This is a genomic window from Rhizobium arsenicireducens (genome assembly GCF_964021225.1).
Window position 1 is genome coordinate 1,186,395 of record NZ_CAXHYK020000001.1, and the last position, 14,325, is coordinate 1,200,719.

17 protein-coding genes are annotated in these 14,325 nt (G+C 62.8%); 3 read left to right on the top strand and 14 right to left on the bottom strand.

Features of this window, described 5'->3' with window-relative positions; genetic code table 11:
• Window position 1: 1 nt before the first annotated feature.
• Entirely contained in the window at window positions 2-823 is an 822-nt protein-coding gene (locus ACWPVA_RS05565; protein ID WP_454286732.1) for an inositol monophosphatase family protein, read from the top strand.
• Window positions 824-892: 69 nt separating this feature from the next.
• Here the strand turns inward: ACWPVA_RS05565 and ACWPVA_RS05570 are convergent, their stop codons facing one another.
• The 7 genes from ACWPVA_RS05570 to ACWPVA_RS05600 all read right to left on the bottom strand — a co-directional run bounded on the left by ACWPVA_RS05570 (window position 893) and on the right by ACWPVA_RS05600 (window position 9,326).
• Complete coding sequence (locus ACWPVA_RS05570; RefSeq protein WP_454286733.1) at window positions 893-2,998, bottom strand: methyl-accepting chemotaxis protein; 2,106 nt, start codon at window positions 2,996-2,998, stop codon at window positions 893-895.
• Window positions 2,999-3,236: 238 nt separating this feature from the next.
• Window positions 3,237-4,442, bottom strand: coding sequence for a multidrug effflux MFS transporter (locus tag ACWPVA_RS05575; RefSeq protein ID WP_454289536.1), 1,206 nt, complete (start codon window positions 4,440-4,442; stop codon window positions 3,237-3,239).
• A gap of 136 nt (window positions 4,443-4,578) precedes the next feature.
• Window positions 4,579-4,911 carry a Grx4 family monothiol glutaredoxin gene (gene grxD / locus ACWPVA_RS05580; RefSeq protein ID WP_454286734.1) on the bottom strand — a complete coding sequence of 111 codons (333 nt, stop codon included), beginning with the start codon at window positions 4,909-4,911 and terminating at the stop codon, window positions 4,579-4,581.
• Between the two features lie 114 nt (window positions 4,912-5,025).
• Complete coding sequence (locus tag ACWPVA_RS05585) at window positions 5,026-5,253, bottom strand: hypothetical protein (protein WP_454286735.1); 228 nt, start codon at window positions 5,251-5,253, stop codon at window positions 5,026-5,028.
• Between the two features lie 18 nt (window positions 5,254-5,271).
• Entirely contained in the window at window positions 5,272-5,505 is a 234-nt protein-coding gene (locus ACWPVA_RS05590; protein ID WP_454286736.1) for a BolA/IbaG family iron-sulfur metabolism protein, read from the bottom strand.
• Between the two features lie 33 nt (window positions 5,506-5,538).
• Complete coding sequence (gene purL, locus ACWPVA_RS05595; RefSeq protein WP_454286737.1) at window positions 5,539-7,761, bottom strand: phosphoribosylformylglycinamidine synthase subunit PurL; 2,223 nt, start codon at window positions 7,759-7,761, stop codon at window positions 5,539-5,541.
• Window positions 7,762-7,907: 146 nt separating this feature from the next.
• Entirely contained in the window at window positions 7,908-9,326 is a 1,419-nt protein-coding gene (locus ACWPVA_RS05600) for an aminotransferase-like domain-containing protein (RefSeq protein ID WP_454289537.1), read from the bottom strand.
• A gap of 83 nt (window positions 9,327-9,409) precedes the next feature.
• Between ACWPVA_RS05600 and ACWPVA_RS05605 the strand changes: the two genes are divergently transcribed.
• Complete coding sequence (locus ACWPVA_RS05605) at window positions 9,410-9,688, top strand: DUF1127 domain-containing protein (RefSeq protein WP_454286738.1); 279 nt, start codon at window positions 9,410-9,412, stop codon at window positions 9,686-9,688.
• Between the two features lie 91 nt (window positions 9,689-9,779).
• Here the strand turns inward: ACWPVA_RS05605 and ACWPVA_RS05610 are convergent, their stop codons facing one another.
• The 6 genes from ACWPVA_RS05610 to purC form a co-directional block, all read right to left on the bottom strand.
• A complete protein-coding gene (locus tag ACWPVA_RS05610) occupies window positions 9,780-10,229 on the bottom strand; it encodes an acyloxyacyl hydrolase (protein WP_454286739.1) in 450 nt (149 codons plus the stop codon).
• A 236-nt stretch (window positions 10,230-10,465) separates the two neighbouring features.
• Window positions 10,466-10,852, bottom strand: a complete 387-nt coding sequence (locus ACWPVA_RS05615) for a hypothetical protein (protein WP_454286740.1) — start codon at window positions 10,850-10,852, stop codon at window positions 10,466-10,468.
• Window positions 10,853-10,899: 47 nt separating this feature from the next.
• On the bottom strand, window positions 10,900-11,571 hold the full coding sequence (gene purQ / locus ACWPVA_RS05620) for a phosphoribosylformylglycinamidine synthase subunit PurQ (RefSeq protein WP_454286741.1): 672 nt from the start codon (window positions 11,569-11,571) through the stop codon (window positions 10,900-10,902).
• On the bottom strand, window positions 11,568-11,825 hold the full coding sequence (locus tag ACWPVA_RS05625; RefSeq protein WP_454286742.1) for a hypothetical protein: 258 nt from the start codon (window positions 11,823-11,825) through the stop codon (window positions 11,568-11,570). Before ACWPVA_RS05625 ends, purQ begins: the two co-directional genes overlap by 4 nt.
• A gap of 18 nt (window positions 11,826-11,843) precedes the next feature.
• The gene (gene purS / locus ACWPVA_RS05630) at window positions 11,844-12,086 is read right to left on the bottom strand and encodes a phosphoribosylformylglycinamidine synthase subunit PurS (RefSeq protein ID WP_454286743.1); all 243 of its coding nucleotides are present in this window, start codon (window positions 12,084-12,086) and stop codon (window positions 11,844-11,846) included.
• Window positions 12,087-12,109: 23 nt separating this feature from the next.
• Window positions 12,110-12,874 carry a phosphoribosylaminoimidazolesuccinocarboxamide synthase gene (purC, locus tag ACWPVA_RS05635; RefSeq protein WP_454286744.1) on the bottom strand — a complete coding sequence of 255 codons (765 nt, stop codon included), beginning with the start codon at window positions 12,872-12,874 and terminating at the stop codon, window positions 12,110-12,112.
• 233 nt (window positions 12,875-13,107) lie between these two features.
• On the opposite strand from purC, the gene ACWPVA_RS05640 reads away from it, so the two are divergent.
• Window positions 13,108-13,422, top strand: coding sequence for a DUF1476 domain-containing protein (locus tag ACWPVA_RS05640; protein WP_454286745.1), 315 nt, complete (start codon window positions 13,108-13,110; stop codon window positions 13,420-13,422).
• Window positions 13,423-13,558: 136 nt separating this feature from the next.
• Here ACWPVA_RS05640 and ACWPVA_RS05645 read toward each other — a convergent pair whose 3' ends face one another.
• Window positions 13,559-14,107 (bottom strand): RBBP9/YdeN family alpha/beta hydrolase, encoded by a 549-nt coding sequence (locus ACWPVA_RS05645; RefSeq protein WP_454286746.1) that lies wholly within the window; start codon window positions 14,105-14,107, stop codon window positions 13,559-13,561.
• Window positions 14,108-14,325 lie beyond the last annotated feature (218 nt).

Sequence of the window (14,325 nt, forward strand, 5' to 3'; positions counted from 1 at the left end):
CATGGCTGAACTCGACATCGCGGCGCTCGCCAACGCGCTCCAGGAGGCGGCGGCGATGGAAATCCTGCCGCGCTTCCGCAAGCTCGGCGACGGCGACGTCCGGATGAAGAGCGACGCCATCGACCTCGTCACCGAGGCTGACGAGGCTGCGGAAGAACTGATCCGCCAGCGCGTTGCCGAAGCTTTGCCCGACGCCGTTTTCATCGGCGAGGAGGCGGTCGCAGCCGACCCGGCGCTGCTCGACAAGCTCGCCGCCGCTGACCTCGCCGTCATCGTCGATCCGATCGACGGTACGTTCAACTATGCCGCCGGCCTGCCGCTGTTCGGCGTCATGCTGAGCGTCGTTGCCAAGGGCGAGACGGTCGCCGGCATCATCTACGATCCGATGGGCAATGACTGGCTGATCGCCGAAAAGGGGTCTGGCGCGTGGATGTGCAGCGCCGACGGTTCTCAGGTACAGATGGCAGTCGCTCCTGCCGTGCCGCTCGACCAGATGGTCGGCATTGCTGCGCTCACCTACATGGAGACCGCGGCCAAGCGGCAGATCCTCACCAACCTGGCCGAGGTCCGTCTCTTCACCAGCTACCGCTGCTCGGCGCATGAATACCGCACCTTTGCTGCCGGCCACCTGCATTTCCTCATGTACAAGAAGCTGATGCCCTGGGATCACCTGGCCGGCACGCTGATCTCGCAAGAAGCCGGCGCCCATGTCGCCCGTCTCGACGGCTCGCCCTACCTGCCGCACAATTTCGACGGCGGGCTGCTGATCGCGCCGGACCGCGAGAGTTGGCAGGAACTGCGCGACAAGGTGTTTACCGTCTGAGACGGAAAACGGCCATGGCAAACCCGCGCGGTGCGAGCCGCGCGGGTTTCGTATGACAGAGTGAGACCGTCAGGCTGCTCTGTAGGTAACGTTGCCTGAGCCCTGCTGGCCGTCTAGGCGGAAGCGACACAGGGCTTCGTTCAGCGTTTCGGTCTCGCTGAAGACGGAATGGACGGCGGCCGTCGTTTCCTCGACCATGGCGGCATTCTGCTGGGTGACCTGGTCCATCTGGTTGACGGCGGTATTGATCTCCTGCAATCCCGCGGACTGTTCCTGCGACGAAGTGACCATGGCACGCACATTTTCGTTGATCGTCGCAACTTGCTGGCCGATCTTCTTCAGGGCCTCGCCGGTACGGGTGACAAGGGTCACGCCCGACTGGACATGCGCTTCGGATCGTTCCAGCAAGGTCTTGATCTCCTTGGCTGCACTGGCCGAGCGCTGAGCGAGTTCGCGGACCTCCTGGGCAACGACGGCAAAGCCCTTTCCGGCCTCGCCCGCACGGGCAGCCTCTACGCCGGCGTTCAGCGCCAAGAGGTTGGTCTGGAAGGCGATGTCGTTGATCACCCCGATAATCTGGTTCACTTGGTTCGATGAGGATTCGATCTCGCCCATGGCCGTTACTGCTTCCTCGACAATCAGTTCCGAGCTTCCTGCCACGCTGGTTGCCTCGCCCACCATGCGGCCGATCTCTTCCGCACGCCGATGGGCAGCCTTGACTGTTGTGGTGATCTGGTCGAGGGCGGCTGCGGTTTCCTCGAGCGAGGCTGCCTGCTGCTCGGTGCGGCGCGACAGATCGTCGGTCGAGCCACGGATCTCGGACGTGCCCTGGCGGATGTTGCCGGAACTGTCGGCAATCGTCCCGAGGGCGCCGGCGAGCGTTTCCATCGAGCGGTTGAAGTCCTGCCGCAGTGTTTCGAGCGAACCGGAGAAGGGAACTTCGATGCGGAAGGAGAGATCGCCCTTGGCGAGACGGTCGAGCCCTTGGGCCAAGCCATCCACGGCGACCTGCAGCCGGCGTGCCTGCTCGGCTTTTTCGATCTCGGTGCGGGTGCGTTCCTGTTCGCTGGCAGTGCGATTTTCCGTAGCCTCGTTCTCGAGATCGATGTTGCGCAGGGCCGATTTGCGGAAGATGTCGACCGCGTTTGCCATGGAGCCGAGCTCATCGGCACGACCGACATAGGGGACTTCGGTCTTCAGGTCGCCGCGTGCCAAAAGGCCCATATAGTCGGTCATCCGTGCCAGCGGGCGATAGACCATCGGCTTGCTGATCAGGGCGATGGCTGCAGCGATCAGGAGCATCAGGGCAAAGACGCCGGCTGCGGCCCATAGACCGGTCGCGGCGATGGCATTGTATTGTGCGCGGTCAACCGCGATGACTGCAAGGCCGATCGTGTTGTTGGAGAAATCCTGAACCGGAAAGGCGAGTGCGGCAAAGGCACCGGCGGTCTCCGGCATGATGTCGAATGCCGTCCGCTTGCCGAGCAATGTGCCAAGATCGAAGACCTTCGCCGCATCCATGCCGTTCGGCAGGGTGGATCCGATCTGTTCGAGCCCGCTCTTGCCGACCGCGAATATGGCTGCCGGATGGCCGCTGCTCCTGGTGAATTTGTCGACGAAGCCGCTGTGCAGGCTCAGCCCGAATTCGACCGAGCCGACATGATTTCCGTCGAGCGCGATCGGCGCCAGACCGCGAATGCCGATGCCGGCCTCGCCACCTTCCAGACCGCTCAGCAGTTTCTTTTCGCTATTCACCTGGACGACGGTCTGGCGGAAGCTCGACAAATCGTCGCCGAACTGTTCCGGCTTGTGGACGCGCAGGAAGGCGATTGCCGGTGGCAGGTGGAACTGGAACTGACGGACGTCATAGGTTTCCTTGAGCGACTTGAAGGCGCCGCCGAACTCACGGGCAAGGCCGTCGCGGTCGCCTGCCGCCATGGCCTGCTTCACGCTCTGTTGCTCCGCGGTGAGCAGGGCAAGCATGGTGGCCGCGCGCTGGGACGCCGTTAGTTCGGATTGAAACTGCAGCTCGACGCTTGCCAGCTTGTCCTGCATCGCCTGGGCGACAAACTGGGTGCTGAGCGTGGCGACCGTTCCGGCGACGGCGACGGCTGAGATGAGCGCGCCGCCGAAGAGGAGAGAATTGAACTTGGTGCTAATCTTGAGTTTCAGCATAAATGGCTCCGACAAGGGGATGACCTCCGCAAATGGCGAAGGATGCAGCACGCACGATCGATGTTGCACGAATCATCTTGCATATCTGTAAATGTCGATAAGCATATGCATCCCTACGCAGGAGCGTAGGCACGCAAGGGCAACCGGATAGGGCGCGGATGCCATCGGGGGGCCGGAGATATTCGACGATCGCCGGGCCCCGTCCGGCTTCGTTCGGACGGGGGGCGGGGTCTGGTCGTCAGACGGGCTTGTTCTGCTGGCGGAACAGCACGCCGCGCTCGCCGATCAGGACGAAGACCAGACCGATCACCGAGACGATGAAGTAGCCGGCGACCATCGGCAGTGCCGTTCCGTCATAGGCCTGGCCGATGGCCGCGCCGATCAGCGAGCCGCCGACGGTGCCCATGAAGCCGAGGACAGAGGATGCCGTTCCCGCGACATGGCCGAGCGGTTCCATGGCGAGCGAGTTGAAGTTGGAGCCGATCCAGCCGAACTGGAACATGGCGAGCGAGAAGAATACCATGAACAGTGGGAAGGGCATCGGCTGTGGCCCCAGCACCTGCGCCACCAGCCAGACGAAGTTGATGGCGATGAAGCCAATGAGCGAGGCATGCGACAGGCGCCGCATGCCGATGCGTCCAACCAGGCGTGCGTTGACGAAGGACGACAGCGCCATGAACAGGGCCACACCGGCAAAAGCGGCGGCAAACCACACGCCCAGATCGTAGATGCCGACATAGACCTGCTGGGCCGAGTTGATGAAGCCGAACAGGGCGCCGAAGATGAAGGTGCTGGCGATCGTGTAGCAGAGTGCTATGCGGTTCGTGAGCACGATGCGGAAGCCCTGGTAGATCGACTTGACGGTGAACGGCCGGACGTCCTGGGCCGTCAGTGTTTCCGGCAGGCGGACATACATCCACAAACCGACGACCAAGGCCGACACCGCCATGAACACGAAAATCCAGTGCCAGTGGCCCATGAACATGATCACCTGGCCGGTGCCCGGTGCGATCACCGGGATGACCATGAAAACCATCATGATCAGCGACATGACCTCGGCCATCTGTCGTCCGCCATAGACGTCACGGACGATCGAGATGGTGATGACGCGGGTCGCGGCCGAGCCGATGCCCTGGATGAAGCGCAGGGCGAGCAGGGCGCCGAAGGACGGGACAAGGACCACGGCGAGTGACGATACGATATAGATGGCGAGGCCGAACAGCATGGGGCGACGCCGGCCGAAGCGATCGGCGATCGGCCCATAGAACAACTGGGCAATGCCGAAGCCGATCAGATAGGCCGAGATCACATATTGGCGGTGGTTCTCGTTCTCGACGTTGAGTGCGCTGCCGATCTGTTGCAGACCGGGAAGCATGATGTCGATGGCGAGCGCGTTGAGCGACATCAGGAAAGCCATCATGGCGATGAATTCGACCCGGCCCATTCCGCGCAAATTGGCGGGCGCCGGCTGTAACGTTGTAGTCATAGCGCAAAATCCAAAACAGAGATAAGGCGTTGCTTGGGGCAACGCCTTGAAAAAGATGATTGAATGACGAAACCCGCGAAAAGCGGGTGACGGGTCAGGCGGCGCCGCGAACGGCGATACCCTGGTCCTGGAAGTGTTTCTGCAGTTCGCCGGCCTGGAACATCTCGCGGATGATATCGCAACCGCCGACGAACTCGCCCTTGACGTAGAGCTGGGGAATGGTCGGCCAGTTGGAATAGTCCTTGATGCCCTGGCGGATCTCGTCGTCGGCGAGCACGTTGATGCCCTTGTAGTCGACGCCCACGTAATCGAGGATCTGGATGACCTGGCCGGAGAAACCACATTGCGGGAACTGCGGCGTGCCCTTCATGAACAGAACCACGTCATTGGTCTTCACTTCGTTGGCGATAAAATCCTGGGCGCTCATGGCATATCCTTTCACATGCGGTTTCAAGGGCCGCTGTCTCAATCCTGCATTCTAGATAGCAAGCCGTCGCCGTCTTTGCCAGAGCGCAAAGATGCATGACTGCCTTGCCGCCCGTCAGCGGCTGCGCTGAGGGCTGCGACCGGCCGCCGTGCGACGGCGGCTCACCTGCTTCTTGGCCGGCTTGCGGGTGTTGTTCGTTTTCTTGACGAAACGTCCGGTGGTGGCCGAGCGGGTCTGCCGCTTGCGGCGACGCGTCGTTCCTCGTCCGGTGGTCTTCTTCAAGATTTCCTTGAGCACACCCTGGACGACTTTGTCGATCACTTCCCTGACGAGATCAGCCATCTGCCGCTTCCCCGACGCCTATTCCGGTATGGAGGTCTGGAGGGCCAAGGCGTGCAGCACGCCGCCCATATTGCCCTTCAAGGCGTCGTAGACCATCTGGTGCTGCTGGACCCGCGACTTGCCGCGAAACGCTTCCGCCACGACCTCTGCGGCGTAGTGATCGCCGTCGCCTGCCAGGTCACGGATCACAACCTTCGCGCCGGGGATGCCGGCCTTGATGAGGTCTTCGATGTCGCCGGGTTTCATGGCCATGGTCAGTTCTCCTGCAATTGTCGCCGCACCGCCTCAGGCGATGCTGCCTTCCATGTAGCGAGGGAACCATAATTCATGCGCCGAGCGCAATTCCTCAATTGCGACCGGACGGGCGTCGCCCAGCACGACATTGTTACCGCCGGTGCGGCCGATCCACGGGCAGAAGACGCCCGCTGCTTCGGCGCGCATCTGAACCGCATCGACATTGTCCTGGGTGACCGTCAGCACATAGCGACCCTGGTCCTCGCCGTAGAAGACCGCGATCGGATCGGCGTCGTCAAGCGCGTTGACGGTGGCGCCGATGCCCGAGGCCATCGCCATTTCGGCGACGGCAAGCGCCAGGCCGCCCGACGAGCAGTCATGAACCGCCGTTGCCAGACCGTCCTCGATCAGACCTCGGACGTAGTCGCCGACCTTCTTCTCATGCGCCAGGTCGACATGCGGCGCCGGGCCGTCGGTGCGGCCGTGGATGTCGCGCAGATAGACCGACTGGCCGAGATGCGTGCCCCAGCCGGACGGCGCGCCGGCGAGCAGGATGGCCTCGCCCTGGGCGGCAAAGCGGATGCGCGCCATCTTGGCCCAGTCCTTCAGGAGACCGACGCCGGCAATCGTCGGGGTCGGCAGGATGGCCTGGCCGTTGGTCTCGTTGTAGAGCGAGACATTGCCCGAGACGATCGGGAAGTCGAGCGCCTTGCAGGCCTCGCCGATGCCCTTGATGGCAAAGACGAGCTGGCCCATGATTTCCGGCTTCTCCGGATTGCCGAAGTTGAGGTTGTCGGTGGCCGCCAGCGGCAGGGCGCCGGTCGCGGTGATGTTGCGCCAGCACTCGGCAACCGCCTGCTTGCCGCCTTCGAACGGATCGGCCTCGACATAGCGCGGGGTCACGTCGGAGGAGAAGGCCAGCGCCTTCGTCGGATGGGTGTCGACGCGCACCACGCCGGCATCGCCGCCCGGCAGTTGCAGCGAATTGCCCTGGATCAACGTGTCGTATTGTTCATAGACCCAGCGGCGCGAGGAATTGTTCGGCGAGCCGACCAGCTTGATGAGCGCATCAGCCACGTCGGCCTGCGGTACGTCGTTTTCGGCCAGCGGCGCCGGGGTCTTCGGCTCGACCCAGGGACGGTCGTATTCCGGTGCCTGGTCGCCGAGATCCTTGATCGGCAGGTTGGCGACTTCCTCGCCCTGGTGAAGGATGCGGAAGCGCAGGTCGTCGGTGGTGTGGCCGACGATGGCGAAATCCAGGCCCCACTTGACGAAGATCGCCTTGGCGACCTCTTCCTTGGAGGGCTCGAGCACCATGAGCATGCGCTCCTGGCTTTCCGACAGCATCATTTCATAGGCCGTCATGCGCTCTTCGCGCACCGGCACCTTGTCGAGGTCGAGTTCGATGCCGAGGTCGCCCTTGGCGCCCATTTCGACGGCCGAGCAGGTGAGGCCGGCGGCGCCCATGTCCTGGATGGCGATGACGGCGCCGGTCTGCATCAGTTCGAGGCAGGCTTCCAGCAGGCACTTCTCGGTGAAGGGGTCGCCGACCTGCACGGTCGGGCGCTTTTCCTCGATCTGCTCGTCGAATTCGGCCGATGCCATGGTCGCGCCGCCGACGCCGTCGCGGCCGGTCTTGGCGCCGAGATAGACGACCGGGAGGCCCACACCCTTGGCTTCGGACAGGAAGATGGCGTTCGACTTGGCAAGACCCGCGGCAAAGGCGTTGACGAGGATGTTGCCATTGTAGCGGGGGTCGAACTCGACCTCGCCGCCGACGGTCGGGACGCCGAAGGAATTGCCGTAGCCCCCGACGCCGGCAACGACGCCGGAAACCAGATGGCGGGTCTTCGGATGGTCGGGGGAACCGAAGCGCAGCGCGTTCATCGCCGCGATCGGACGGGCGCCCATGGTGAAGACGTCGCGCAGGATGCCGCCGACGCCGGTCGCGGCGCCCTGATAGGGTTCGATATAGGACGGGTGGTTGTGGCTCTCCATCTTGAAGACGACGCACTCGCCGTCGTCGATGTCGACCACGCCAGCGTTCTCGCCGGGACCCTGAATGACGCGCGCTCCCGTGGTCGGCAGCGTCTTCAGCCATTTCTTCGAGGACTTGTAGGAGCAGTGCTCGTTCCACATGGCCGAGAAGATGCCGAGTTCGGTGAAGGTCGGCTCGCGGCCGATCAGGTCGAGGATCCGCTCGTATTCGTCAGGCTTCAGGCCGTGGGAGGCTATGAGTTCGGGGGTGATCTGGATCGTGTTGGGGATCGTCATCGCTGGTCCTGATGTGCCTGCCGCAAGTCGGGGTTTGGGCGCTTCTTTAGCGCATGTATCGCAATGGTGCGACAGGAAAAATGCCGGTAGCAACAGGCTGGGGGCAAACCTTGGTACGAGGCGGCGCTAGTCGTGTGCCTCATCGGTCAGGCAATGCTGTCGTAGCCGGCGCCGCCATTCTCCAGAAGGCGTCGCAGAATGGCAAAGCCGGCGCGTATCTCATCACGGTGCTGCGGCGATGAGAAGCTGATGCGGGCACGATGCAGGACCTTCTCCGAGCGGCCGGCCTTGAACTCGTCTTCGTCGTCGATCAGCACGCCCTCGGTCAGCGCGGCATTCTTGAAGGTGCCCGAGAGCCACGGATCGGGCAGGGCCAGCCAGAGGAAGGGCACGGCCGGATGCGAGACGAAGTCGAAGCCGGAGAGGTATTCGCACGCCAGCGCCTCTCGCGCGGCGATCTCTTCGGCGCAGAGCGTGCGGATGCGCGCCGCGTCACCGGAGAGGACCAACCGGGCACAGAGTTCGGCGAGTAGGAAGGGTATGCCGCCCGTCATCATCTTGTGGGCGATGCGCACGCGCTGGGCAAAGTGCGGCGGGCAGGCGACCCATCCGCCCCGCACGCCCGCCGCGACCGATTTCGACAAGCCTCCCACCAGGAAGGTGCGCTCCGGGCCGAGTTCGGCAAGCGGCGGCAAGGGCTCCGGCGACATGGCGCCATAGAGGTCGTCCTCGATCAGCCAGACATTGTGCCGGCGGGCGATGTCGACGATCGCCTGGCGGCGCTCGAGCGGCATGGTTGCCAGTGTCGGATTCTGCGCCGACGACATGAGGAAGGCGACCTTCGGATGCTGCTGGGCGCAGACGCGTTCGAAGTCCTCCGGCAGGACGCCCTCGGCATCGCTCTCGACGAGGATGGTCCGTCGTCCGGCAAGCCCGGCGGCGCGGCTGACCTGGGAATAGGTCAGGTGCTCGAACACGACCTTGTCGCCTGGCGACGTCACGGCGGTGATGACCGCCATGATGCCGGCATGGGCGCCAAGCGTCGGAACGATGTTGCGCGGCTCAGGCACCCAGCCGCCCTTGCTTAGCCAGCGAGAGCCGGCGGCGAACCAGTGGTCCGGAAAGCTGCGCGTATAACTGCCGATATCGGCCGGATGATCGCGCAGGATGGCCGCGATATGGCTCTGCAGAAAGGTGTCCTGGCCCACCGCCGGGGCGGCAGTGCTGTCAAAGCGGATCTTGCCCGGCGGCGGCGTGATGGCCCGGGTGCCGGCGAGGGCGGCGCTCACCGGATCGAGATTGGCCTCGGGCGGCGCATCGTGCGTGTCGCGCACAAAGGTACCGCGTCCGACTTCTCCATTGACCAGCCCCCGCTCATGGACCAGCCCGTAAGCGCGGCTCACCGTGCCAATGGTGATGCCGAGGTCATAGGCGAGATTGCGCTGCGGCGGCAGCTTCGCGCCGGCGGGCAGGGTGCCACCGGCAATCGCCGTCTCAATCTGGTCGGCAAGCCGCACATAGATCGGGCCTTTGCCTTGCTGAAGGTCGGGAAGCCAATTTGTCATCATGACAATGCAGTACATTGCCTCGCGAATTTGGTCAATGTAGAGCGATTGCATCGATATGTGTCGTAGATATGAGGTTCAATATGACCGACGCGGTGCGCTACATGAGATCAATCGATACAATTTATCCGGACGGCTATGTCCGCGAGACGCTGTTTCGCTCTTCCGGTGACATGTTGTTCCCGCCGACACGCCGGAAGACGTTCTTTGCGATACTATGGCAGGGGCTGTGCCATTGGCAGATGAAGCGGGCGGGGCGCCTGGCGCTGCATGAACTCAGCGACGACCAACTTCGGGACATCGGCCTGACCCGTGTGGACGCCGAGCGGGAGGTCCAGAAATCGCGGCTCTTGATGTTGTGACGGGAGTGGCCGAAGCCCAGAAGGGGTGAGCGAAGGTGATCGCGGCTTGCGGTGGCACGCGGTATCTACGCTGTTCGGCGGGTGGGTAGCGTCAGAACTTGTAGGCGAGTGAAAGGCCGGCGTGGCTGATACCGTCGTTCGGTGCGCAAAGGTCGGCATTGGACGAATGGTCGATCGATGCGACGATGTCCAGCGTGTCGGTCAGGCGGAAGCCGGCCGCTGCATATTCCCGGAACAAAAGGGTGCACCCGAGTTTCGGACCGTCGGTTCCATCGTCCTTGTTGTCGCCATTGTGGACAGTGCCGCCGAAGCCGAGGTCGAGATAGAAGCGATCGGTCACGTTGACGGTCCAGTTGAGGCCGGCGAAAATCTGGCTGGCCGCACCCGCGCTGCTGATCGACACGCCGGCGTGAAGACGCGGCCGCAGGAATGTGTCCTGCCAGGATGCGGCGCTTGCCGATTCGAGCGGATCGAAATAGAGCGCGACCGTTGGAAAGAAGCCCGGCTCGAAGGTGCTGCGTGCCTGGATCGACCCGGTCACGCCGGCTCGCACTTCCTTGACAGACCAGTCCGCGGCGCTCGCCCCAGAGGGGAAAACGGCGCAGCAAGAGAAAGCTGCCAGGACAAGTGCCTGGCTCAGGCGGGTCGACTTGCTCGAGATCATGTGAACTGGCTCGGAATCAGGTGAGATCGTGGCAGACGCTAGCACACGCAATCGTGAAGCGCGATGGCGATCATGTCATTTGACGCTGAGATTTTCGTCGCACCCGTCTGCTGTCAGCAGCCCTTGGCGCCGCCCGACCAACGACGGACATCGGCGGCAATGCGAGCCGCGACCGGCTCGCTCATCATCGGGCCGAATGCGTCGAGCCGTGGCGGTCTGCCTTCGGCCTGGACGACGAGCAGCGGGCGGATGTCTCTCGAACCCTTGCGCACAAGAAGGATGCGGGGCTTGCCGGAGAAGGAATTGAGTTCGGGCGCCATGGAATAGGCCTTAAAGGCCGGATCGCCGGACTTCATCCAGCAATTATTGGCGCCGACGGCGACCCGTTCCATGATGTCGAGGGCCGACTGCCCTTGCGTGGGCGACGGGCTGGGCTTGGATTGGCAGGCGGTGAGGGCGGCGACCGAAAGCAGAACGAGAAGGCTGAGGGCAGGGCGCATGCGGGGTGCTTTCCGGTTGTTAGCCCAGCCTTCTATCATCGGTCTGGTTAAGCGGCGATTACGTCGAGGGCGGAGGCGAACAGGCCGCGCCCGTCATTGCCGCCGTGGGCCGCTTCGATCAGGTTTTCCGGATGCGGCATCATACCAAGGACGTTGCCCTTTTCGTTGATGACGCCGGCGATATCGTTGATCGAGCCGTTCGGATTGGTTCCGTCTGCATAGCGGAAGACCACCTGGCCATTGCCCTCGATCGCGTTCAGCGTCTCGGCGTCGGCGAAATAATTGCCGTCGTGATGCGCAACCGGGCAACGGATGATCTGGCCCTTGGCATAGGCGCGGGTGAAATCGGTCTCGGCGTTGACGACCTCGAGCTTGATTTCCTTGCAGACGAATTTCAGCGAGGCGTTGCGCATCAGGGCGCCGGGCAGGAGGCCCGCCTCAAGCAGGATCTGGAAGCCGTTGCAGACGCCGAGCACCTTGACACCGCGTTCGGCGGCGGCCTTGACGGCCTGCATGACCGGCATCCTGGCGGCAATCGCCCCGCAACGCAGGTAGTCGCCGTAGGAGAAGCCGCCCGGAATGACGATCAGGTCGACATCCGGAAGGCTCGTCTCGGTCTGCCAGATGGTGACCGGTGCATGGCCCGAGATCTTCGTCAGCGCGGCGATCATGTCGCGGTCGCGGTTGAGGCCAGGAAGTTGCAGAACGGCGGATTTCATGGGTGGGGCTCAAACCTTGCTTGTGCTTCCTGGAGCTCCCGCAGCTCCAGGCGATTTTCGATGCGATCGAGGCGGTCGAGAACCTGCGTCATCGTTCCGCGCATATTGTTGAAATCGCCTTGTAGAAGATGCATGTAGTTACGAAGCGAGGCAATGTCCTGACGCGTATCGCGCTGACCATCCTTGATCGTCGTGATGTCGGCTTGCAGTTTGCGCAGGATCTCAAACATCAGTTCCTGTGTCTGGTCGGCCATCCCACCGCTCCTCATCCTTCAGGCGATGGCGATAGTATAGTTCTCGATCACGGTATTGGCGAGGAGCTTTTCGCACATGGCTTTCAGGTCAGCTTCGGCCTTCGTCTTGTCCGAGCCTTCGAGCTCGAGATCGAAGACCTTGCCCTGGCGGACATGGCCGACGCCTGAAAAACCGAGTGCGCCGAGCGCGCCTTCGATCGCCTTGCCCTGGGGATCGAGAACGCCGTTCTTGAGGGTTACGGTCACGCGTGCCTTGATCACTCTTTTGGTCTCCCTGAGCTTTTCTACTTCACCAGCACCGGGCCGGTGCCGCGCAGTGGCTCGTTTTCATTGATGATGCCGAGGCGCTTGGCCACTTCCTGATAGGCTTCGAGCAGGCCGCCGAGATCCTCGCGGAAGCGGTCCTTGTCGAGCTTTTTGTGTGTCTCGACGTCCCACAGCCGGCAGCTGTCGGGCGAGATCTCGTCGGCAAGGATGATCCGCATCATATCACCCTCGTAAAGGCGGCCGCATTCGATCTTGAAGTCGACGAGCTGGATGCCAATGCCGAGGAACAGGCCGGAGAGGAAGTCGTTGACGCGGATGGCGAGCGCCATGATGTCGTCGAGCTCGGCCGGATTGGCCCAGCCGAAGGCGGTGATGTGCTCTTCCGACACCATCGGGTCGGCCAGTGCATCCGATTTATAGTAGAATTCGATGATCGAGCGCGGCAGGACGATGCCTTCCTCAATGCCGAGGCGCTTGGCCAATGAGCCGGCGGCGACATTGCGCACGACGATCTCGAGCGGGATCATCTCGACTTCCTTGATCAACTGCTCGCGCATGTTCATGCGGCGGATGAAGTGGGTCGGGATGCCGATCTTGTTCAGGTGCGTGAAGAGATATTCGGAAATGCGGTTGTTGAGAACGCCCTTTCCGTCGATGACTTCGTGCTTTTTCTTGTTGAAAGCGGTTGCATCGTCCTTGAAGAACTGGATCAGCGTGCCGGGCTCCGGACCCTCGTACAGGATCTTGGCCTTGCCTTCGTAAACACGGCGGCGACGGTTCATGGCTGGTTTTTCTCTGTTGTTGGCGTCTCGCACGGGACGCGAGTGGAGTGTTGAAGCGGTCCCATAGCGGAAAAGACGGGTTTTCACAATGCAACAGTTGTCGCCCGCTGGGAAATTGTCCAAAGCGTATTCGCGCTTGGTGATTCGACCAAGTTTGCATTGCACTTTGGACCACCTTTTGTTTTATGGGTGGTAGAAAGCCGCATGGTGGCGGCATATTTTGGGAGATGCAGATGAGCGGCATGAGTGATCGCGAAAAGGCCTTTGAAAACAAGTTCGCACACGATCAGGAGCTTCGTTTCAAGGCAGAGGCAAGGCGCAACAAGCTGCTCGGCCTCTGGGCTGGCGGCCTGCTCGGCAAGGCCGACCTTGATGCCTATGCCAAGGAGGTTGTCGCATCCGATTTCGAGGAAGCCGGCGACGAGGACGTTTTTCGCAAGGTCAGCGGCGACCTGAAGTCCGGCGGCGTGGCCGTCAGCGACGAAGAGGTCCGTGCCAAGATGCAGGAACTCCTAGCCGTAGCGGTTGCACAGGTTCAGGCCGAGTAATCGCCGCGAACGTCGAAGGAAATTCCTTGGCGCCCTTCGGCGCCAAGTCTGCTTGATGGGCGTGGCAAGGGCAATCCAGGCGCTGGATGAGAGACCGGCCCGCCGTCGATCGTTATCGGTTCGGTGGGGCCTCGGCTTAGAGCCGGCCCAGGAACTGGGCAAAGACCATCGTGCCCTCGGGCCAGGGACCGTGGCCCGAATCGGCATTGATATGGCCGGATTCACCCGCATCCACCAGAAGGGAACCCCAGGCATTGGCGATGTCGTCGGCGTGCTCGTATGTGCCGAAGGGATCGTTGCGGCTGGCGACGGTGATCGACGGAAAGGGCAGCGGTTCGCGCGGGTACGGCCCGAAAGTCATCAGGTGCCTGGGCCGGATTGCCGGATTGGCGACGTCCGGCGGCGCCACGAGAAACGCGCCGGCGACCTTGCCGGCGATGTGGGGCACGGCGTGGATGGCGGTGGGGACGCCGAGCGAATGGGCGACGAGCACCACTGGACGCGAAGAAGCATTCACCTCTTCGACGAGGCGGGCGACCCAGTCTTCGCGCACGGGCTTCGACCATTCCGCCTGCTCGACGCGGCGCGCGGTCGACAGCCTTGACTGCCAGCGCGTCTGCCAGTGCTCGGGGCCGGAATTGGTATAACCCGGGATGATGAGGATATCGGCGTCGGATGCTTTCATGTCGCCTTATCTGCGGTCGGGCGCGTGTTGCGTCAAGGGTGTGGCCATCCGGCGGCGCGAATTTGTCTCAGGGCTCGATACGGTCGGCAGGCGGTCGCAGAAGACGCGAGGCGCCGGCAGCCTTCGGCATCTGAGCGTCGCTGCGGGCTGGCACCGCGAAGACGTGGACGCGACAAGATTGGTGACCGGCGGGTCAGGACCCGCCGCCAGGGCCGAAT